Here is a 21160-nt window from a genome sequence, read left to right on the forward strand (position 1 = left end):
CCCTCGGCGGCGGGCAGCGCCCAGGCGCGACGCGCTTCGACGCCGATCTCGACGTCGTCGCCCTCGGTGTGGATGTCCTCCGCCTCCGGGTCGGACTCGACGCACACGAGCGTGCCGTGCGCTGTTTCCACGGAGTACTCGACGTGGTCGCCGTAGAAGACCGAGGTCAGCACGGTGCCCCGCTTACCGGCGAGCTCACCGCTCCGGCCGCCCGCGTCGTCCCCCGCCTCAGCACGGGTCAGGCGCACCGACTCGGGCCGTACGACCACGCTCAGCTCGTCGCCCTCGCGGATGTCGGGATGCGCGGGTACTTCCAGGTGCTGTCCCAGGACGTCCACCCCGACCGCATCGTCGACGACGGCTCCGGCCGTGGCCTCCAGGAAGTTGGCCCGTCCGATGAAGTCGGCCACGAACACGCTGGCGGGGCGGCGGTAGATCTCTTCGGGGGTGGCCACCTGCTCGATGCGCCCGGCGTTCATCACCACGATCCGGTCCGACATGGTCATGGCCTCGGCCTGGTCGTGGGTGACGTAGATGGACGTGATGCCCATGCGTTGCTGCAGGCGGCGGATCTCCAGGCGCATGCGCACTCGCAGCTTGGCGTCGAGGTTGGACAGCGGCTCGTCGAACAGGAGCACTTTGGGGCGCACCACCATGGCGCGGGCGAGCGCCACCCGCTGCTGCTGGCCGCCGGAGAGCTCGTTGGGAGCGCGATCGGCCAGCACGGTCAGGTTCATCGAGGCCAGTGCCACGTCGACGCGCTCACGGAGTTCGTCGGCGGACAGGTGCCGCAGCTTGAGGCCGTAGGAGACGTTGTCGCGCACGCTCAGGTGGGGGAAGAGGGCGTAGGACTGGAAGACCATGGACATGGGGCGTTTGTTGGGCGGCAGGGTCACCATGTCCTCCCCGTCGAGGACGACCCGTCCGGAGGTGGTGTCCTCGAAGCCCGCGACCATGCGCAGCGTCGTGGTCTTGCCGCAGCCGGAGGGGCCGAGGAGGGTGATGAACTCGCCCGGTGCTATGTCGAGGCTGATGCGGTCGACGGCGGTGACGTCCTTGCCCCGGTTGGCGAAGACCTTCGTGACGTCGCACAGCTGGAGGTGGCCGGCGGTCGCGGTGTCGTTGATGGTGCTCATGGTTGGGTCCTGGTGGTCCTTCGTAGTCCTGGTGGCAAGTGGGATGGCCCGATGGTCTGACCGTCCTGCGGCGGTGCGGCTCGAGTCGGCGGTGCGGTTGCGCGGTGTCCTGTTCACGGTTCCGCTCACAGCGTCGCGCCCGATTCGCGGACCCGCCGGTCTTTGACGAGCAGGTTCATAACCCCGGTGATGGTCATGACGATGAGGATCAGGACCGTGCAGAAGGCGAAGGCGTTGCCGAAGCGTCCGGCATCGACCTCGGCGAGGATCTGCGAGGTCATGATCTTCGTGTGCGGGGTCGTGATGAAGATGATCGGTGACAGAGTCGTCATCGACCGGGAGAAGGCGTAGGTCAGGCCCGCCAGGAAGGCGGGACGGATGAGCGGGAGGGTGACCCGGCGGAATGTGGCCAGCCCCGAGGCGCCCAGGGATGTGGACGCCTCGTCGATCGCCTTGTCGATCTGGTGCAGGCTGGCCACGCCCGAGCGCTGCCCGGCCGGCGTCGAGCGGGCTACGTAGACCATGACGATGGCGATGGCGCCGGCTGCGACCGCACCGCCTCCGGCCAGCGGCGGGATGACGTTGATCGGGCCGATGGCCACCGGCACGTTGTAGGTCACCAGGTAGCCGATGCCGATGACGGTGCCGGGCACGGCCAGGCCGAGCATGCCGATGAAGTCCATGATCCCGGCGCCGCGGCGCAGACGGACGACCACCAGCCAGGCGATCACCATGCCCAGGACCCCCGCGATCGGGGTGGCGATGAGCGCCAGGATCGTGGTGTCGATCATGGCGTCGTTGCCGATTCCGGACAGGATGTAGTCGAAGTGGCGCAGCGTGAAGGAGTTGTTGACGCCGAGGATCTCCACGAATGCCCCCGCGATGACCGCGAGATAGACGATGACGACCAGAGCGAGGATGAGCACCGCCAGCGTGAGCAGCGGGATGCGGGTCCGGTTGTCGCGGATCCGCTTGACGGACCCGGCGGGCTTTCCGGTCACTGTCACTGTGGAGGTGCGCTTGGACCAATAGCGCTGGAGGAGGAAGACCAGCAGCGAGGGGACCAGCAGCACGAGGGAGTAGGCCGCCCCGGCAGCCGTGTTGTAGTCGCCGGTGATCGCGATATAGGCCCTCGAGGCCAGCACCGTGTAGTCGCCGCCGATGACCAGGGGGTTGGCCAGGTCCGCGATCGCCTCGACGAACAGCAGGAGGAAGGAGGCGGCAATGCCGGGGATCACCATGGGCAGGGTCACGGTGCGGAAGATCGTCCAGCGGCTCGCCCCCAGCGAGGAGGCGGCCTCCTCCATGGCCGGGTCGAGGCTGCGGAACATGCCCAGGAGGTTCATGTACGCCACGGGGAAGAAGGACAGCGTCAGCACCAGGGTCAGTCCGCTGAGCCCGTAGATGTTCCACTCCTGACCCAGCAGCTGCTTGGAGATGATGCCGTTGCGCCCGAATAGCGTGATCGACGCCGTCGCCACCGCGAAGGGCGGGGAGACGATGGGGATGAGGCATACGAGGTGGAACAGACGCTTCCCCCGGAAGGCGACGCGGGCCTGGACATAGGCCAGTGCGAACCCGACGGCGGTGCCCAGCGCCCCGACCACAGCGCCGAGGACGAGCGTGTTGACCACGATGGTGCGGTTCGTCTTCGAGGAGAACAGGCCGGTGAGGACGTCGAGGCCGGACCCGGAGAAGGCCTCGGCGAGCACCCTGATGAGGGGCAGCCCGACGAGCAGGATGAGGAGGAGGGTGGCGATGCCGGTGATGGTCAGCGTCACGGGGTCCTGACGGACTTTCGTGCGGTCGCGGGACCGGCTGCGGGCGATCCCGCGACGGGGCTGCGCCGGTGCGTCGGAGGACGGGGCGGTGGCGGACATGGGGCCTCGGATCAGTGGGAGGGGCGGGTCGATGGGGTCGGCGGCGGGCGGCCGTCTCCCGGTCGGCGACGGAATCCGTCGCTGACCGGAGCGGCCGGGGCGGTGCGCTTGGCGAATGCGTCCGGCGCGCGGCGATCATTCCGTCCGCCGCGCACCGGACGCCGGGTCTGGTTGATCTACTCCTTGGGGGCCGTGGCGATCTCGTCGTCGAAACGGGCCGTCAGGCTCGGCTTGGCCTTCGCGGCGGCGGTGAAGTCGTAGTCCACGAGGTTGACGGAGTCCAGGTCGACCATCTTGTCGGAATGGTCGGCCTCGGGGTTGGTCAGGACCTGGTACGAGCCGACCGTCTGCCCCACGTTCTGCCCGTCGGCGGAGATCGCGAAGTCGATGTACTTCTGGGCGGCCGTCTTGTGCTTGGAGCCGTTGACCAGGGCGACGCCGCCGACCTCGTAGCCGGTGCCTTCCGAGGGGAAGGAGACGGTCAGGTCGCTCATCCCCTCCTCCTGATACTTCACGCAGTCGTGGGAGAAGACCAGCCCGACGGCGGCCTCCCCGCGCCCGGCGATCTGTCCGGGGGCGGTGCCGGACTTGGTGTACTGGAGCACGTTGGAGTGCATCCGCTGCATGTAGTCCAAACCGGCGTCCTCGCTGCCGAGACGGGTGACCTGAGTCCACAGGGTGGTGAAGGCGGTGCCGGAGGTCGAGGGGTGGGCGGTGGAGATCTGACCTTTGAGAGCCGGATCGAGCAGGTCGTCCCACGAATCGGGGGCCTGGACGCCGAGAGCGTCCAAACGGCTCTTGTTGGAGCAGAAGCCGAGGACCCCGACGTACACGCCGGTCCAGTTGCCGTCCGGGTCCTTGTACTTGTCGGGGATGGCGGCGGCCTCGGGCGAGGAGTAGGACTCAATGAGTCCCTGGTTGACGGCCTCCCCGTAACCGTCGACGGGACCGCCGTGCCACACGTCGAACTCGGGATTGTCCTTGGCGGACGCCAGGCGCGCGACCGTCTCGCCGGAGGACAGGCGCACATAGGTCGCCGGAATGCCGGTCTTCTCGGTGAAGGCGTCGGTCCAGGCCTTGCACAGGTCCTCCATGGCGCCGCACGCGATGGTGATGGGGCCGTCGTCGGCCCCGTCGGCGTCGGAGGAGTTCGTCTTGCCGGCGCATCCGGCCAGCGCGAGGCTGAAGGAGAGAGCGCCGACGAGAAGGGCGCCCGCCCTGCGATGGGAGAACATGGGGAACCTTTCGCAATGGCGGCGCCGCGTCGCGCCGCTGGTCCTATGATCGCTCGAAAGGCGGATGCTGAGCCGGTCACGTCGGTGACGAGTGATGACAACCCTGTTATTAATCGATCGGATTGTACGTCCTCCGGCCGCCCCTCGGGCGTTTCAGGGTAGCCGCGGCATGGTGTAGCCCTGCCCCCGCGCGGCGACGACCAGGTCGGGGGGCGCGTTCCGGCGTCCGAGGTGGCGGCGCAGCCGGTAGACGGTGGTGCGCACCATCTCGCGCCCTCCTGCGGACTCCGCTGTTCCCCACACCTCGTTGAGCAGGTCCGCCCAGGTCAGGACGGAGCCGGCGTGCCGGGCCAGGGCGGCCAGGAGGCGGGCCTCGGTGTCGGGCAGGGGGATCGGCCGGCCCTCCCAGGCGACCTCGCCCGTGGCGGCCTGCACGCTCAGCGCTCCGTTGGATACGACGTCGCCCGTCCCCGCAGCGGTGCGGCGCACGACGGCGCTGGCTCGCAGGGCGAGTTCGCGCGGCGAGAAGGGCTTGGTGACGTAGTCGTCCGCGCCGGCCTCCAGGCCTGCGATTCGGTCCTCCTCATCCCCCAGAGCCGTCAGCAGGATGATGGGGACGGCTGCGGCGGCGCGGATCCGCCGGCACAGCTCCACCCCGCCCAGCCCTGGGAGCATGACGTCGAGCACGACCAGGTCGAATGACTCCTCACTCAGCAGCTCCCAGGCCGATTCGGCGTCGGCGGCGCTCACGCACCGGAAGCCCTGGGTCTCCAGTGCGAAGGTGATGACGTAGCGCATCTGAGGCTCGTCATCGACGACGAGCCCCAGGGGACGCGAGGTGCCGGCGGTCGTATCCACGATGCCTCCTTCCGTTCCTATCATGCCCCGCTATTCATGCTTCGACGCCGGGTCCGCATCGGGAGTCGTACGGCCGCCCTCGCCGGGAGAGCCCGGCTCGAGCCCGTTCGATACGGATGGGCGGATCGGCAGTGTGAGGTAGACGGAGGTCCCGCGCGAGGCCAGGGAGTCCACCAGGACGCTGCCGCCGTGCAGGGTGAGGATCTGCTTGGTGACGACCATGCCCAGTCCCACGCCGCGGCTGACAGGCGCCTCCAGGGAGTTTTGGGAGCGGAAGGGGGTGAAGAGCGCTTCGCGCTGGGCCCGTGTCATGCCGCGTCCGTTGTCGGCGACGGTGATGAGCGCGGTGTCCTCCTCGCTGCTGACCGAGATGGTGATGGTGGCGTGCTCTCCCGCGTGGCGCACGGCATTGGTCACCGTATTGGCGATCGCCTGGCGCAGGAGTCTGCGGTCGGCGACCATGCGGATGGGGGCGCCGTGCTCCTGCAATCGCATCGGTGCGGCCACGGTGCGGCGCATTTCCTGGATGAGAGTGCGCACGAGGCGGCGCAGCTCGACGGACTCCAGATGGAGGGTGAACAGCTCATGGTCCAGGCGGGCCTGGGTCAGGAAATCCTCCGCCATGCCGATGGCCTGCTCGGTGTTGTCGAGAATGGTGGCCACGAAGCGGCGCTGCACTTCGTTGAGATCGCCGGGGGTCTCCTCGGCGAGCAGCTCGGCCGAGGCGCGGATGAGGCTGAGCGGAGTGCGGATCTCGTGGGCCAGGGCGTCGCGCGGGGCTGCGTGCTCAGCGACTCGGGTGCGCAGGCGCTGCGTTTCGGCGCGCGCCAGACGGGCGCGGTGCCGGGCGATCGCGGCCAGGGCGGCGGCCGCGCCCAGAGCGAGGAGGAGCGGGAGGACGATCAGAAGCACGAGGTCAGTGTCGCAGGCGGTGGTGCAGTGGGTGCGGCCCCGGGGTCCTGGCCGGGGTCGGACCGATTGCGCGCGGGGCGCGTGGATCTTCGCCCCGCCGCCAGGATCTGCTGCCCGACGGCGCGGTCGCGTCGTCGGATGCGGCCCGGCGCCGACGCGTGCTACTCGGCGGCGGGATCGGGCGCCGCCCGGGTCAGCAGCCGCAGCAGGGCGATGGCTCCGGTCTTGCTCAGCGGCTCGTTGTTGTTGCCGCACTTGGGCGATTGCACGCAGCTGGGGCATCCGGTCGCGCACCCGCACCCCTCGACGACGGCGAGGGTCGTCTCCAGCCATTGGCGCCCGGCCCGGAAGCCGCGCTCGGCGAAGCCCGCGCCGCCGGCGTGGCCGTCGTGAACGAAGACCGTGGGCGCCCCCGTCTGCGAGTGCACGGCGATCGACAGGCCGCCGATGTCCCATCGGTCGCAGGTGGCCAGCAGCGGCAGCATGCTGATCGAGGCGTGCTCGGCGGCGTGCAGCGCGCCCGGCATGTCGCAGGGCGCGATCCCGGCCGCCTCGACGGCCGCCTCCGGTGCCGTCCACCACACGGCCGCCGTCGGCAGGATATGCTCGGCCATGTCCAGCTGATGCCGGGAGACGACCTCCATCCCCGGCAGGGCGAGCCTCATGTAGCCCGTCACCCGGCTGGTGACCTCCACCGACCCGAAGGACCAGCGGATCCCGTCCGCCCACTGCCGGGTCTCGCGCTCGGCGATGATCCGCACGCTCGAGGTCGCGCACGAACGGGTCCGATAGCCGACGGCCGCCTTCTCGGTGACGATCGCGGCCTCCTCGCTCAGCTCGTCCACGACGTAGCAGCGTCCCTGGTGGATGTAGACGGCGCCGGGATGCACGGTCGAATCCGCGGCGGCGCCGTCGACCGTGCCGACCACCGCGCCCGTGGCGGCCTCGACCACCGGCACCTCGGGCGGCCCGTCCCCGCGCAGGGCGGTCAGATCCTGCGGGCGGCCGGGCAGGGAGGCGTTCCAGTACCAGCCGGCGGGCCGGCGTCGCAGGGCGCCGCGGGCGACCAGGTCGGTCAGGAGGGACTCGTCCTCCAGGCCGAACAGGGCGATGTCGGCCTCGCGCAGGGGCGCCTCGGATGCGGCCGCGCACAGGTGAGGGGCGAGCACGTAGGGGTTGGCCGGGTCGAAGACGGTGGCCTCCGGAGCGGCGAAGACGGCCTCCGGGTGGTGGACGAGGTAGGCGTCCAGCGGGTTGTCGCTGGCGATGAGGACGGCGACGCCGCGGTCGCCGGCCCGGCCGGCGCGCCCCGCCTGCTGGCCCAGGCTCACACGCGTTCCCGGCCAACCGGCGATGATGACGGCGTCCAGCCCGGTGACGTCGATGCCGAGCTCGAGCGCATTGGTGGTCGCCAGGGCGCGCAGGCGCCCGCGACGCAGGTCGGACTCCAGGGCGCGGCGCTCCTCGGGCAGGTAGCCGCCCCGGTAGGCGGCCACGGTGTCGACGAGGGAGGGCAGGCGGAGCTCCAGAGTGCGGCGGGCGCGTTCGGCGACGACCTCGGCGCTGCGGCGCGAGCGCACGAACACCAGGGCGCGAGCGCCTGCGCTCAGCAGGTCGACGAGCAGTTCGGCGGCCTCGACGACGGCGGAGCGCCGCTGCTCCGGATCCTCCGCCAGGTCGAGCGCGCCGGGGCCGGCCGGGCCCGAGCCGTTCGAGGCAGAGGCGTCGGCGGCCGGGTCCGGGGCTTCGACCCCGGGTGAGGCGGGCCCCTCCCAGACGGTCCGCGGGTCGCGCAGGGCCGGCTGCCACAGGGCGAGAATGCGTTCGCCGGCGGGGGCGGCGTCGTCGGTCACGGCGGTCACCGCCTCCGGTGCGACCCCGATGAGACGCGCGGCCGTGAGGGCGGGTTCGGCCGCCGTTGCGGAGGCGCACAGAACCGCGGGTCCGGGGGAGTCGGGGGCGAGCCGGCGGGCCAGGCGCAGGAGACGGCGGACGACGAGAGCCACGTGCGCGCCCAGGATCCCGCGGTAGGCGTGGCACTCGTCGACCACGATGTAGCGCAGCGAACGCAGGAAGCGGGTCCAGCGCTCATGGCCGGGCAGGAGGGAGAAGTGGAGGAAGTCGGGGTTGGTCAGCACGATGTCGGCGCGGGCGCGCGCCCAATCGCGTTCGGCGAGCGGAGTATCGCCGTCGCAGGTGGCGGTGCGCACGGTGCGCAGGGAGCCGGCGGGGGCGCCGGCCTCGCGCTGCACGGCTTCCAGTTCGGCGACGAGGCGGGTCAGGCAGGCGTCCTGGTCGGCGGCCAGGGCCTTGGTGGGGGAGAGGTAGAGGGTGGTGGGGCGGCGGCCGACGGCGGAGATGCGGGCGCGGGCGGTACCGGTACCGGGGACGTCGTCCGGACCGCCCTGCGCGGTCAGGTTGTCGGAGAGGGCCGGCAGCCAGGCGGCCAGGGACTTGCCGGAGCCGGTGCCGGTGGAGATGACGGTGTGACGGCCGGCGTGCAGGGACTCCGCGGCCTCGGTCTGGTGCGTCCAGGGGCGGGCGATGCCGAGGCGGGCGCAGGCGGCGACGAGGTCGGGGTCGGCCCAGGTCGGCCAGTCGCTGTGGCGGGCGGGGCGCGCGGGGGTGCGCTGGAGGTGGACGAGCCGTTCTTCGCGCGCGCCGATGGACTCCAGGAGTCCGATGAGGTCGCGGACGGGGGCGTGGAGCGGCTGGTCGGGCACGGGGCCAAGTGTGCCGCAGGGCCGGGGCGGCGGGGCGGGACTGCGACCCTCCTCAGGGTGCGGGCGCGGCGTGCGGTGACACGACGGCGATCGCCGGCTGCCGGACCCTCTCCGGGGCGCGGGCGCGGCCGTGCCGCCGCCGTCGTCTCCGACGCGACTGAGCGGATCGGTGCCGCAGCGCGCGGGTCTCAGTCCTCGCCGTGGATGGTGACGGCGTAGCCGTCCGGATCGGACAGGGTGAAGGTCGTTCCGAAGGGGCCCGGGACCGGGCCCTTGAGAATGGGCGTACCGAGCTCGACGAGCTTCGCGTGAAGGGTCTGGACGCCATCGCACCGGAACCACAGGCCGACGCCGGTCCCCGGTCCGGGGCCGGCGTCCAGGTCGGTGCCCGGCAGGGGCTCGCGGACGGCGAAGGGGATCGGCGTCGTGGCGAATACGACGGCTCCGGGCGGCGCCTGCGGCGCGCGGGACAGGCCGAGCCCGTCCTGGTAGAACCGGGCGGCGCGTTCGAGATCGCGCACCTGCAGGCTGACGAAGTCCGGGCCGGTGACGGTCATGGTCGTGTCCTTCCGTGAGATCCATCCTCAACATGTCAATATACTGACATGTAAAAGAGTGTCAACCTTCTGACATGGATCGTGCTGCCGTCGTTTCCGCCGGACTGGAAGTCGGCCACCACGTCCGCGCGGCGCCCCGCGCCGCTTCTTGGAGCAGGCGGCCGAGCCGGCTGCGTCGATGCTGGACGTCCGCGTGCTCGTCCCGATGCGCTTACGAGACGATCCCCTCCAGCAACGGGCTCGCCTCCCCGCTCCAGGAGATGGCGAGCTGGTCGCGGGCGCGCGTGGCCGCCACGTACAGGAGCGAGCGCTCGCGCAGCATCGCGTCCGCCCGGTCGGCCTTGGAATACTGCTGGTCCCGAAGCGAGCGCGGGATGGCGGTCGCGGATACGTCGAAGAGCAGGACCTTGCGGAATTCCAGTCCTTTGGCCCGGTGCATGGTCATGACGACCGGCCGGCCGCATCTGACCGCCTCACGGTCGACGGCGCGCACGTCGATACCGTGCTGGGCGAGCCCGGCGGCGACGGCGTCGCGCTGGTAGCGGTCGCGCACCAGAATCGCGATGGTCTCCGGGGCGCTCTCGCCGTTCTCCTGGTCCTCCTTCAGCCATATGCGCAGCAGTTCGGAGGCCTTCTCAAGCTCGTCGGCCCGCTCTCGCGCGTGAATGATGACGGGTTCCGGCCCCGACCTCGGAGAGACGTACCGGTGCTCCTCGGCTTCTCCCTCCATGTCCTCGTACGCGCCCGGCTCAAGAACTTCGAAGGCGAGGTTGAGATTCTGGCGGGTCGTCCGGTAATTGCGCGTGAGCCGCCGTGAGCGCCCCCGCACATGAATCTTGTAATGGCTGAGCGTGATCTTCTTACCGTAGATCCGCTGGTGGGAGTCCTCGGCCAGGAACAGGTCGTCCGGCCCGTCCTCCACGAGGGCCCGCAGTAGAAGCAGGTGCGCCGGCGTGAGATCCTGCGCCTCGTCGACGAGCACATGCCGGAACAGTCGGTCCGCGCCCTGCGCCGCCTGACGGTCGAGCCAGGCGGCGGCCAGCGCCAGCTGCTCGGAGAAGGAGGCGGCGTCGAGGTCGGCGTTGCGGTCCCGGTACCTCTCGATGGCCTTCCAGACGGCGGCGCGCTTGCGTCGATCGAGGGCCACGCCGCGCCCCGGACGGCGGACCCTCAAGTACTGGCGCAGGCTCGTCATGTGGTTCGGCAGGATGACCAGCTCGTACTCGGAGGCGAGGAAGTCGGCGGACCGGAGCCCCTCGGGAAGCTCCCCGCCCACGAGGGTGAGCACTTCCTGCCACAGGTTGTCCCCGGAGTAGGACAGGATACGCGTGCGGTGCCGGCCGATGACCTGCTCCGCCGTCGCCGCGATGGAGTCGCCGGCGCGTTGGAGGACGGCGCGGGCGACCTTGTCCAGGCCGCTGACGAGGACGCCGGGCTCACCGATCCTGTCGGCGATGGGGATCTCCGGGTCGAGCTGAGAGACCTGACGGCGCAGGTCGTCGGCGAGGTTGCGCGTGTAGGTCGTCAGCAGGATCTGCGTTTTCTCACCGGCTGCGATGTCGCGCTCGGCCAGGGCCACGGCACGGTGCACGGTGACGACGGTCTTCCCGGTTCCGGCGCCGCCCGAGATGCGCATGGGGCCGTTGGTGCGACGGTCCACGAGGGCGCGCTGCTGCGGGTGGAGGAAGACCTGCCATTCGTCGAAGGTGAGTCCCTCGATCGCCCGGCGCAGGTCGTCGTCGGTCTCGAGCCAGGTGAAGGTGGAGCGAGCGGCGCGGGTGCGCAGGCCCGCGATGAGGTCGGCGTCAGTGGGGTCGGAGGCGACGTCCTGCGGGTGCAGGAGTTCGAAGTCCTCGCGGACGCTCTCGATCGTGCCGCCCGTCGCTAGGCACAGGAGCGCCTCGCCCTGCCAGGCGACCCGGGCGGTGGCGACGAGGTCGAGGAGCTGGGACTCGTGGGCGGCGGCGAGCGCCGCCGCACCCAGCCGCACGTCGATGCCGAGCTCGTCGCGCAGCGTCTCGACGGTCAGCCCCTCGGGCCAGGTGGGGGCCTGGTCGCGTCTGGGAGCGGCGACGGCCCCGGGCACGGCCGACGCCGTGACGTTGCGCGGTCGCGTCGCGACGGGCGCGCCGCCGTCCGCCTCCGCGGTTCTCGCCCGAGCGTTCCTGCGGCGCGTCTTGACGTTGGCCGCCTGAATCCGCGCCGTCTCACGGGCGAGCTCGTCGGCCTCGCGTCTGGCGGCGGCGAGCTCGGCCCGGGCCGTGCGTCGTGCCTGCTCGACGGCCCTCGCGTCCTGCTGGACGCAGTCCTGGATGCGGGTGACCTCGGTGGCTCCGTTGTAGGGGTTGACGCCGACGGTGATGGACTCGGCGATCCTGTTGGCCTCGTCGTGCGGCCAGATTCCATGGATGACGTAGACGGGCTCGCCCTCGGTGTCAATCTGGAAGAGGACGGCCCGGTAGGAGCCGGTGACGCGGGCGGTGCGCACGCGCCGGTCGGCGGCGCCTCGGATGTGCTCCAGGTGCAGGCCGGCGCTCGTGCTCATGGTGGAGAGCTTGGTGATGAAAGGGCCGATCTTCGCCCTCAGCGACGGGTCCCTGGTGGTGGCGTCCTTGGTCTTGCTGCTGGGCCAGACGATCGCAGCCATGTCAGTGTCCTCAGTGTCCTTCCAGGAGCGCGGTGATGCGGGCCGCGAGCTCGGCGGGGTTCTCACCGGTATTGTCCCCGACCCCTACGACACGCCAACCGGAGGTCGTGAGGGCGTTGACGTCCTCGTCCAGCGGATCGGCGACGACGGCGACTCGCTGGTCCCGCCACGACAGATCCGTCATGATGCCGCCGGCGACCTCGACGCCGTCCTCCCCGTGAGCGACGCCGGCGGTGGCGAGGTGGGGCAGGAGCGCGAGGACGGCCGGTGGCGTCAACTCACGGTCGACGTCGTTCCACCCGAGGTCGCTCATCGCCTCGGGGCTCGCTCCGGCGGCGGTGGCGACGGCCTCGGCGGCGGCGCGGTCGCGGAGCTCGTTCAGGGCGAGGCTGGTGGTCGTGATGTCCACGGGCGCCTGCGCGAGGGCGAGCACATTGCTGAACCTCAGCCAGGCCAGCCAGGCCTCGGCATGATCGGGGGACTCGAGTGCCTCGTTGGAGTCGTCGAGCACGAGCGCCATACCGGTGGTGGACGTCCCAGTGAGCTGGACTGCAAGGGCGAGGTGGGGACTGGTGAAGACGGAGCCGGACGTCTGGGCGTCGGTGCCGGCGGGATCGGGAAGGTCCTCGTCGGGGCGCAGCGCCCGCAGGGCCTCCCAGAGCGGATCTGCTTCGACGCGTGCGGCGGGGGCGTACCTCAGAGCGGCGGTGGCGCTCATGGGGATTCCGCGCGCGGCGCCGAGGACGAGCGGGCCCCACACGGAGTCGGCCAGGGCGCTGCTGGCGGAGGCGTCGAGGTCCTGGCCGCCCGTGTCGTTGAGGAGCATCGCTTGAAGGAGAGCCATGGGCCCGCCCCGCCAGCTGGCAATAGCCTGGTCGGTGATGCCGCCGGCGCGCGCCGGGCCGAGGGACCCGTTCTTGAGCCTGGTGACGGCCTCCTCGTCGAGCCAGGCGGGATTCCACGGATCGTTGAGGTCGTCGGCGCCCAGCATGATGACGCGGTAGCCGGAGGCGCGCAGCCGGGCTCGCTTCGTAGCATCATCGGCGAGGCGATTGTGCGCGCGAGTGGCGTGGTAGGTGCGGCCGTCGGTGAAAATGGCGATGGGGACCTGGCCTCCTGGTCGCAGACATGTGAAGTCGGGGCGGGCGCCCGCCGCGTCGAGCTGAGGGCGGATCCTCCAGCGGCCGCCGTCGATCTCGAGCGCGGGAGCACCCGAGGGGTCACCGGTGGTGCGTACGGCCATCTCCGTTCCCAGTCGCATGGCGAGTTCGGAGCGGAAGCGCACCTCCAGCGGGCTCTCGCCGCTGGAGGCGTGCACGGCCTCGTCGGTGACCGCCCAGGTGGGCACGGCCGGGTCGAGCTCGGCGAAGAGGTCCCTCTCGTTGAGATCCAAGAGCTGACGGATGGCGTGCAGGGCGGCGGCGCGCGTGACTTGGTCTCCGGTGGCGTGCGGCTGGAGGCAGCGGTGGCACATGACCGCCTTCTCGTCGCGGCACGGGCAGTCCTCGAGCCGTTGGCCGGTGCGCACGAGGAGATCCCAGAGGCTAGCGGGTCCGCCGAGATCGGTGAGATAGCCCGTGCCGCCCGGAATGGTGTCGTGCAGGAGGAGAGCGGGGCGGATCTCCCCGGGGTCCCCGTCGGTGACGGGGTGGGGAACGCTGATGATGCCGAGGTGGTCGGGGGTTCCGCCGGTGGTGATCTCCAGACCGAGGAGGATGGCGGCCGCCAAAGAGGCCACGCCGACCGGGTCGGTGCCGAAACCGGCGGGCAGGACGAAGGCGATGGCTTCCGTGGTGAGCTCGCGTGCGAGGTCGGTCTGAATGACGTGCTCGGCCGGGTCGTTGCGGTGCTCGCACCAAGGCCGGTGCTCACGGGCGGTGGAGACCCCGGTGTCCGTGTCGAGCTTGCCGCAGGCATCGCAGAGTCTGAAGTCGCGTGAGGAGACGGGCGCACCGGCCACCGTGTCGACCGATTGCCCGGCGAGCGCCCTGCCGGTGTTGAGCCAGCGCAGGTTCAACCCGCGGTACCGGGTCAACCCGAATCCGGAGGCGTGGACGCTCCATTGACGCGACGCCCGACTCGGGTCGAAATCGGCCAAGGGGAGGACCTCGAATCGGGTGCGCACGCGTTCGTCATTGGCATCGCCGATACGGGCGTCGTCCTTGGACACGTCCGCGAAGACTCGGGTCAGGTGCAGGACCCGTCGGGCCCGTCCGACGTCGGCGATGGTGGTGGAGCGGCAGCGGGGGCACTGACGCGGCGGCGCCGGTGCACTCTCCTGCGCATCGTGCACGTCGACGTAGCCGCAGGACTCGCAGGTCAACCACCACTGCGCTTGACCGGCTAGAGCGGAGGAATCGATTCCGTCGACCCGCATCTGAAGGCCACGGGTGTAGAAGGTGGCCCCGGGCGCCAGCTCGCGCAGGGCGTGGGCGGAGGCGCGGGAGATGTCGTAGGGCTCGGAGCGGAAGTCGTCAGTGTCGGGGTCGCGCCAGGACACGCGGGCGGACAGGCGCACGGTGTCGTCGATGAGGGCGTAGTTGGGCAGGATGCCGTGGCGTTCGAGGGCGGCCACCCAGTGCTCCTCCTCCAGATCGAGCAGTCGGTGCGTGACGGCCTTGCGAGCGCCCTCGGCGGCGCGGCGGGCCCGTTCGTCCTCCTCGGTGGCGTTGGGGCGGTCCGCGGCCGCGATGAGCTCGGGAAGGGCCGCGCGGATCTGTCGTTCCTGGATGTGCAGCTGCTCGGCCTCTCCGCGGTGCTCGGCGACTGCCCGCTCGAGCATCTCGCGGGGGCCGGCGCCGTCGTCATGAAGAACCCAGGCGGCCAGACGCTCCAGCGCGGGCGTGCGGTCGGCGAAAGCGGCGGTGAACGTTGCGGTGAAGACGGCGACGAGGAGCGCCCCGTCGCGGACGATTCGCTCGCACATGGCGGCGATGAGGGAACCCTCGCCGTTGTTCCCCAGGGCGGAGCGGGCGGTGCCGCCCCCGCGTCCCCCGGAGGGCACGGCGGGGTGGTTCTCACGGGCAAGGGCGTCGAGGACGGAGGCGAGGAACTGGCGGCGGAGGATCTCCTCGGCCCCCAAGTAGGTCGACGGCGGGGCGACGCTTCCGTCGAGGAGCCGGCCGGGGTTCTTCAGGATCGGTAGCTGGTCGCGGCGTCCGGGCACGTAGGCGAGCGCCAGAGCGGAACCGCTTCGACGGCCGGCGCGACCGACCCGCTGCACGTAGGAGGCGACCGTGTTCGGCAAGGAGCCGAGCATGACGGTGGACAGGTCCCCGATGTCGATGCCCATCTCCAACGTGGGGGTGGCGACGAGAACGTTGGGGTCCCCGGGCCGCTGCTCGGGGCGTTTGAATCCGGTCTCGACATCGGCCCGTTCGGCGGCGTCGAGCAGGGAGGTGTGCTCGTGGGCGTCGACGCGGCGCACATGGGCGCCGGAGTACATGTCCCGGTAGAAACTTTCCGCCTGGTGCGGTTCGGCCGCCAGGCGCCCGGGGCATGCGGCGGTCAGGCACGGGGCGTTGTCGAGCTGGTCGACGGTGGCGACGGCGGCGGGCAGCTGGGTGCGGCAGGTGTCGCACACGAGGAGGAGGTCGTCGCTCGTGGCGTCGTGCAGCGGGGAGACCACGACGCGACCGGCGGGCAGGCCGTAGACGATGCCGCCGGAGTCGGTGCGGGTGGCGGTGAGGATATCGGCTTCGGCGAGGTGGTGCAGGAGCGCGGCAACGAGGCGGGCGGCGTGCGCGGGCGTCACTCGCAGGCACTTGGCGGTCCAGGCGGCGTACCAGGAGCGGGGGGAGGCCACGGGGATGGAGGCGGAGCGGCGGGTGTTGAGGCGTCCGCCGACTTGCGGGAAAGCGGGGGCGGTGCGGCCGGCGGGGAAGGCGGGCTGGCCCTGGTGGCGGTTGCGCTTGTACCAGATCCACAGGCGTGCGCCGTCGTTGCGCTTGTAGCGGGTAAGCCATTCATGGTCGATGGCGCCGTCGCGGCGCATGCGCTCCAGGGTGACGCGCACCCAGGTGAGCAGAGTGGATTCGGTGAGGCCCTCGAAGCCGGGGAGGGTGTCCTGGGTGCTGTTGCCGAGCGCCCGCCGGGCGAGGCGGATCAGAGCGCTCGCGCGGCCCCCGGCGACGTGCACGGTGAGGGAGCCGGTGGCTTCCAGGGTGCGTCCGTAAGTGGATTGGAGGCCCACTTCGAGGGCAGTGTCGAACAGGAGCCGACGGCGCACGTGCTTCTCGGCGGTGCGGCGCCGACGGGCGGGGGCGTCCGGGTCCCAGTAGGGCTTGAAACGCTCGTGCTCGGTGAGGGCGGAGGGGACGAGCCGGTAGCGGTCGAAGGCGCTGCCGCGTGCGGCGGCGAGGGCGGCGTCGATCCAGGCGTCGATGGGCATGTCGGCGGTGAGGGCGCTGCGCAGGGCCGAGCGCAGACTCATGGTGTGAGAGCGCTGGTCGACGAATCCGGCCCGGTGGGCGGCGTCCTGGACGGAATCGGTGAAGATGAGGGCGCGTTTGTCGGTCTCGTCGAGGGCATCGTCGCCGAAGAGGGTGGTGAGGGTGACGGACAGGAGGGTTGCGACGGCGGAGCCGAGGAAGCGGATCGAGTCCCGGGCGCCGCAGGAGGGGCAGACGTCGTCGGTAGTGTCCTCGGCGATGGTTCGTTCGTCCCCGGTGAGGGTGAGGACGGGCAGGATGCGGCCCTCCTTCGTCTCCAGGTCGGCGTCCTGCGGTGGATGTGCCAGTAGTTCGCGGTTGTTGACGGAGTACCAGCGCAGCCCGGGGTAGCGGGCTTCGAGACCGGTCTCGCCCTCGGCGAGGTGGCCCCGGTAGTCGGCGTCCTCGCCGGGGGCGGCCAAGAGGGCGCGGAAGCGGGTGTCGCCGAGGAGGTGGTCGCGGCGGATGGCGGATTGGTCGTCCTTCTCACCCTGGCCGGTGGGGGCCAGGACGATGCCCCACCCGGAGCGTCCACAGGAGCGGCAATACAGGGCGGGGCGTGCGGGGGCGTCGTCCTCGGCAGCGCGATCGGCGGCGTCGGCCCAGCGGAAGGCGGGCCCGGCGTCCAGCGCCCGGTCGACACGGGTGACCTCCCGGACCCACAGGGTGATTTCGACGCTGACGGCGCGGCGGTCCGGTATCTCGTTCAGGCCGGCGCGGATGGCGGATAGGGCGGCGAGGATGGCGGCGAGCGCTCGGCGGGCGAGCCCGGGGTCGTAGCCCGGGCCGATGAGTGTGCGGGCGAGCTCGGCCAGGGCGGTGGCGCGCCCGGTTGCGCGGATGAGGGCGAGGACATCGGGGTGGGATTGGAGGGCGGAAGCGAGGCGCGAGGCGTCGGTGTCGTCGTCGGATCTGTCGGACAGGTCGTACAGGCGGGCGACGACGCCGCGCAGAAGCGCCTCGGGTTCGGGGGAGCCGGTCTCGGTGAACCGGGCGAGGGCCTGCAGATTCTCGGCCGTCAGGGACCTCAGGCGCAGGGCGCGGCTGGCCAGCCCAGTGGCCTCAGCGGCGCGGCTGTGGGTCTCGGCCCACTGCGCGAGGTCGGCGCGCGTCTCAGTGATAACGGCGTTCGCGGCCAGGTCAGTCCCGAAGACGTCACGGGCGAAGGCGAGCATCCGGGAGGAATCACTTCCGTCACCGAGGGTGGCGGACGTGGCCACGGGGCACACGGGCCCTAGCGGGGAGGCGGTGAAGGTTTCCCGGCGCGGGTCGTCGACGGGCAGGTGGGCGCGCAGGGTCAGGCCGAGGCGCCGCAGCAGCATGGCGACGTCGGTGCCCTGGGCACCGTCGTAGGTGTGGAACTCGTCGAGGACGAGGTAGGTGAGGGAGCCGGCCGAGACCTCCCAGAGCCGGCGGTCCTCAGGGCGCAGGAGGAGCTGGTCGAGCATCTTGTAGTTGGTGAGCAGGATGTCGGGCGGATGATCGCGGACGACGTAGCGGTCGGTGATAAGAGAGTCGGCGGTGACGCGTTTGCTGGCCTGGGTGGTGGAGTCGCCCGTGTAGAGGGCTGCGGTGACGCTGGCCAGGGCGGGGTCGGTGGTCAGAAGGTGGGCGAGACGGCCGGCCTGATCGGTGGCGAGGGCGTTCATCGGGTAGAGGATGAGGGCTTTGAGGCCGGTGACGCCGGCGGCGCGGGCGCGCAGCACGTGGTCGAGGATGGGATGGAGAAAGGCTTCGGTCTTGCCCGATCCGGTGCCGGTGGTGATGATCGTGGGCTGGGGGCGGTGGCCGTTCTTGGTGGTCAGGCGGCGGTAGGCGTCCTCCTGGTGCCGGTAGGGGGCCAGGCCCGGGTCCCAGTCGAGGGGCTGGTCGGCTATGCCGGAGCGAGCGCTCGCGGCCAGGTAGGGCAGGCGCAGGCGGACGAAGGGCCCGACGAAGACCCCCTGCTCGGAGTCTTCGAGGAAGTCCGCGAGAGCGCGCCGCGGCTGCGCATCCGTCAATGCGAAGGTCGTCGATAGGTAGTCGACGATCGAGGTGCGGATGCGCTCGGCCTGGAGGGACGGGAGCAGGAGGGTCATGACTGAAGCACGCTGGTTGTGGGTGGTGGGACTCGGATGTCGGACGGGAGCGGCGTCGGCCGGGGCCGGCACGGCCTCGTGCGGATCGCCGTCGTTCCGGGAACATGATCCCGCTGACCAGAGGTTACCGCAGGCTGCGTGAGGGCTGAGGCTCTTGTAAGTAACGTAATGTACGTTTCCGCACTTTTCGTCCATAATGTCCGTTATGACCGAAATGACTGTTACCGATGCGCGCAACAAGCTCGCCGATGTCATCGACGACGCCCGGGTGACCCACGCGCCCGTGTTCCTCACCCGCCGGGGCCGTCGCGTCGCCGCGGTGATCGACGCCGATGACCTGGAGCGCCTCACCCAGGCGGCGGAGGACCTGGCGGACATTGAGGCCGCCGACGCCGCCCGTGCCGAGATCGCCGAGCACGGCACCATCCCCTGGGACGAGGTCAAGGCTGACCTCGGGCTCGCATGACTCACCGGATCCGGATCAGCCCGGCGGCGGCCCGTCAGGTGCGCAAGCTGGATGGCCGCACTCAACGCCGGGTTCAGGCTGTCGTGGAGCTGCTTGCCCAGGAGCCCCGCCCGGCTGGTGCCAAGAAGCTTGTCGGAGGGCACGGTGAGTGGCGCGTGCGCACCGGCAACTACCGCATCATCTACGAGATCGACGACGGGGCGCTGGTAGTCCTCGTCCTCGCTGTTGGCCACCGCCGCGAGGTCTACCGCCGAAGGTAGCTGCAGGTGCTCGCCCGCGCGCGAGAAGTTCTTGAGGAGGAAGTGAAGTAGGAGGACTGCCGAAGAGATGCTTGCGAGATCGAGAACGCCAACAATGGGGAGGGCCCGGATCCTGTGGCCACGGTCGATGATCCTGCCCTCGCAAAGATCGTGGTCGCGCAGATACACTTCCGTGCCGCCGAGTGTGCGCTCGATGAGGCCGTGATGGATACACGTGATGTCGGCCTGTCATGGCAAGTCGTCGAGGGTGTGCTGGGCATGACTCGACAGGGCGCGAACAAGCGCTTCCATGCCGCCTGAAGAGTCGTGCATTTCCATGCGGCCACGCAGAGACTTGTGGGACTCTGTTCTTGTAATGGATGCAGGTCTTCCTACCTTAAGTGGCGCATCAACTTTCGCGGAAGTTTCAGGTCGCCATGGGTTTGTATTCAAAATTCGTTCGAACTTGGCCACTTGAACGTGAGAAAAGAATAATGAAAAAACTTAGATTTCTTTCCAGCTGGAGAAGCGTCCAGTGCGAGATGCTAGCCACGTTGTATGCTCTCGACTAATCGCTTCCTCTGCGTCTGCGGCCACGAGAGCCCAGTCTGCCTCGCGGACAGTTTTCAACTTAGAAGCCTGAATCCCTAGCTCTTTTGTGGTTATCGAGTAAGCAGAAGCTAAGGGTGAATATTGTTTGACTGACGCCCATGCCGTGCCAGCAGAGATTGTGGCGGCCAGCAGTCCGGCTGAATCGATGTCCCATTTTCCGAATACACGTCCGGAAGCAAGCACGATGGCTAAAACCTCTATGAGGGTGAGTAGTGTCCACGATGCGGTGGCTCGGTGTTGATTGATGTGTGCCTTCTTTGAATACCATTTCTGTTGATTGAGAGTTCTCCCTCGTATGTATGCGTCGCGCCTCTCAGGGAAGCTAAGGTGCCGTAGTGTGTTCATACCGCTGCTGATTACCGAATCTGAGCGATCGAAGATGATGCTGTCTGACATCTGGTTGACGATCGAGGAAATACGCTGACGAAACATGGTCTCTGCTTCTGAGTGAGTCATTCGTTTTGGGAATGGGTCTGCGCATACCGCGTATCGCCATGCAAGAGTTTTGATAGACTCTGCTACAGCTCTTCCTTCGTACCATGTGCGTTCCGGTTTAAGTCTCAAAAAGAATAGTTCGCAGACAAAAGCTGAGAAAAATCCAGCAAGGATCAACCATGCGGCAAGGTCGATGTGGCCAAGGCGCCAGGAAAATACTCCTCCAATAGCGGCAGTTAAGCCACCTACGATCTTGATTCCTGTAAGCCATAGCGTCAGCAGCTGACCTCGCTTAGATTCATCGTCCGCATTCCTCCAAGCGCCGGGTAGATCAGCGTCTGTTAAGGTCATACTTCCTCTAATCATGCGTTCCGCTGACGGAGTAGGCGGCTATTGTTGCGAAGATGGCTTTTTTTGATTCGGTCAGAGTGGGCGATATCGATTAAATTCGCCAAAATGTCGGAGTTGGATGGATACTGCCACCAGCGTGCGTAACCATGGTCGCCGTCTATATTGTCTCGAAGGCGTGCTGGGATCTGCAGGTCGGAGTAATATTGCACTGAGGGGAGGCTGATGGCAAGAAGTCCACTTGCTGCGGTGGTTGTGGTGTTACGAAGGGAGGCAGCGATCTCCCAGTCAACGAATTTTCTTCCCCAAGTTTTTCTGCCGATCATCACGATTGTTACGGTGGTGGTTCGCAAGTGCCTTTGGCGAATCTGTTGCTTAATGTAGTCGGCGTCGTTACTGTTGATGATGTCGCCAGGCATGCCAGCGCCGATTCCATCCGCAATAAACACGTCATGGTCGTGGTCAAAGGTATCAATAAACTGTTTGACCTCTTGCTCGTCGTCCCGGTGGTACGAGATGAAGCACTTATGGCGTGTTTTGGTGGCTAGTGTCGTCATGGGAGTCTCCTCATGTTTTTGATGAGATGGGATGTGGTGGGGAGTGG

The 21160-nt window shown here is 69.2% G+C and carries 13 protein-coding genes; 2 read left to right on the plus strand and 11 right to left on the minus strand.

What is annotated here, in order from left to right:
- The 9 genes from HMPREF9062_RS02615 to HMPREF9062_RS02655 all read right to left on the minus strand — a co-directional run.
- Nucleotides 1-1136, minus strand: a 1136-nt coding sequence (locus HMPREF9062_RS02615) for an ABC transporter ATP-binding protein (RefSeq protein ID WP_009748467.1), incomplete at its 3' end; no start/stop codon positions are given.
- 125 nt (nt 1137-1261) lie between these two features.
- Nucleotides 1262-3016 (minus strand): ABC transporter permease, encoded by a 1755-nt coding sequence (locus HMPREF9062_RS02620; protein WP_009748468.1) that lies wholly within the window; start codon nt 3014-3016, stop codon nt 1262-1264.
- A gap of 176 nt (nt 3017-3192) precedes the next feature.
- On the minus strand, nt 3193-4251 hold the full coding sequence (locus HMPREF9062_RS02625) for an ABC transporter substrate-binding protein (protein WP_009748469.1): 1059 nt from the start codon (nt 4249-4251) through the stop codon (nt 3193-3195).
- Between the two features lie 153 nt (nt 4252-4404).
- Entirely contained in the window at nt 4405-5133 is a 729-nt protein-coding gene (locus HMPREF9062_RS02630; RefSeq protein WP_009748470.1) for a response regulator transcription factor, read from the minus strand.
- A 6-nt stretch (nt 5134-5139) separates the two neighbouring features.
- Nucleotides 5140-6021 (minus strand): sensor histidine kinase, encoded by an 882-nt coding sequence (locus tag HMPREF9062_RS02635; RefSeq protein ID WP_009748471.1) that lies wholly within the window; start codon nt 6019-6021, stop codon nt 5140-5142.
- Between the two features lie 161 nt (nt 6022-6182).
- Nucleotides 6183-8744, minus strand: a complete 2562-nt coding sequence (locus tag HMPREF9062_RS02640) for a DEAD/DEAH box helicase (RefSeq protein ID WP_009748472.1) — start codon at nt 8742-8744, stop codon at nt 6183-6185.
- Nucleotides 8745-8932: 188 nt separating this feature from the next.
- Nucleotides 8933-9301, minus strand: a complete 369-nt coding sequence (locus HMPREF9062_RS02645; protein WP_009748473.1) for a VOC family protein — start codon at nt 9299-9301, stop codon at nt 8933-8935.
- Between the two features lie 211 nt (nt 9302-9512).
- A complete protein-coding gene (locus tag HMPREF9062_RS02650) occupies nt 9513-11948 on the minus strand; it encodes a 3'-5' exonuclease (RefSeq protein WP_009748474.1) in 2436 nt (811 codons plus the stop codon).
- 10 nt (nt 11949-11958) lie between these two features.
- The gene (locus HMPREF9062_RS02655) at nt 11959-18456 is read right to left on the minus strand and encodes a DEAD/DEAH box helicase (protein WP_009748475.1); all 6498 of its coding nucleotides are present in this window, start codon (nt 18454-18456) and stop codon (nt 11959-11961) included.
- A 205-nt stretch (nt 18457-18661) separates the two neighbouring features.
- Between HMPREF9062_RS02655 and HMPREF9062_RS02660 the strand changes: the two genes are divergently transcribed.
- A complete protein-coding gene (locus HMPREF9062_RS02660; protein ID WP_253270640.1) occupies nt 18662-18922 on the plus strand; it encodes a type II toxin-antitoxin system Phd/YefM family antitoxin in 261 nt (86 codons plus the stop codon).
- Complete coding sequence (locus tag HMPREF9062_RS02665) at nt 18919-19182, plus strand: type II toxin-antitoxin system RelE family toxin (RefSeq protein WP_009748477.1); 264 nt, start codon at nt 18919-18921, stop codon at nt 19180-19182. Before HMPREF9062_RS02660 ends, HMPREF9062_RS02665 begins: the two co-directional genes overlap by 4 nt.
- Nucleotides 19183-19665: 483 nt before the next feature.
- Here the strand turns inward: HMPREF9062_RS02665 and HMPREF9062_RS12400 are convergent, their stop codons facing one another.
- Both HMPREF9062_RS12400 and HMPREF9062_RS12405 read right to left on the minus strand, forming a co-directional pair.
- Nucleotides 19666-20559 (minus strand): DUF4231 domain-containing protein, encoded by an 894-nt coding sequence (locus HMPREF9062_RS12400; RefSeq protein WP_083820005.1) that lies wholly within the window; start codon nt 20557-20559, stop codon nt 19666-19668.
- Between the two features lie 11 nt (nt 20560-20570).
- Complete coding sequence (locus tag HMPREF9062_RS12405) at nt 20571-21113, minus strand: TIR domain-containing protein (protein ID WP_009748480.1); 543 nt, start codon at nt 21111-21113, stop codon at nt 20571-20573.
- Nucleotides 21114-21160 lie beyond the last annotated feature (47 nt).

This window comes from Actinomyces sp. oral taxon 448 str. F0400 (assembly GCF_000220835.1).
Lineage (GTDB): Bacteria > Actinomycetota > Actinomycetes > Actinomycetales > Actinomycetaceae > Actinomyces.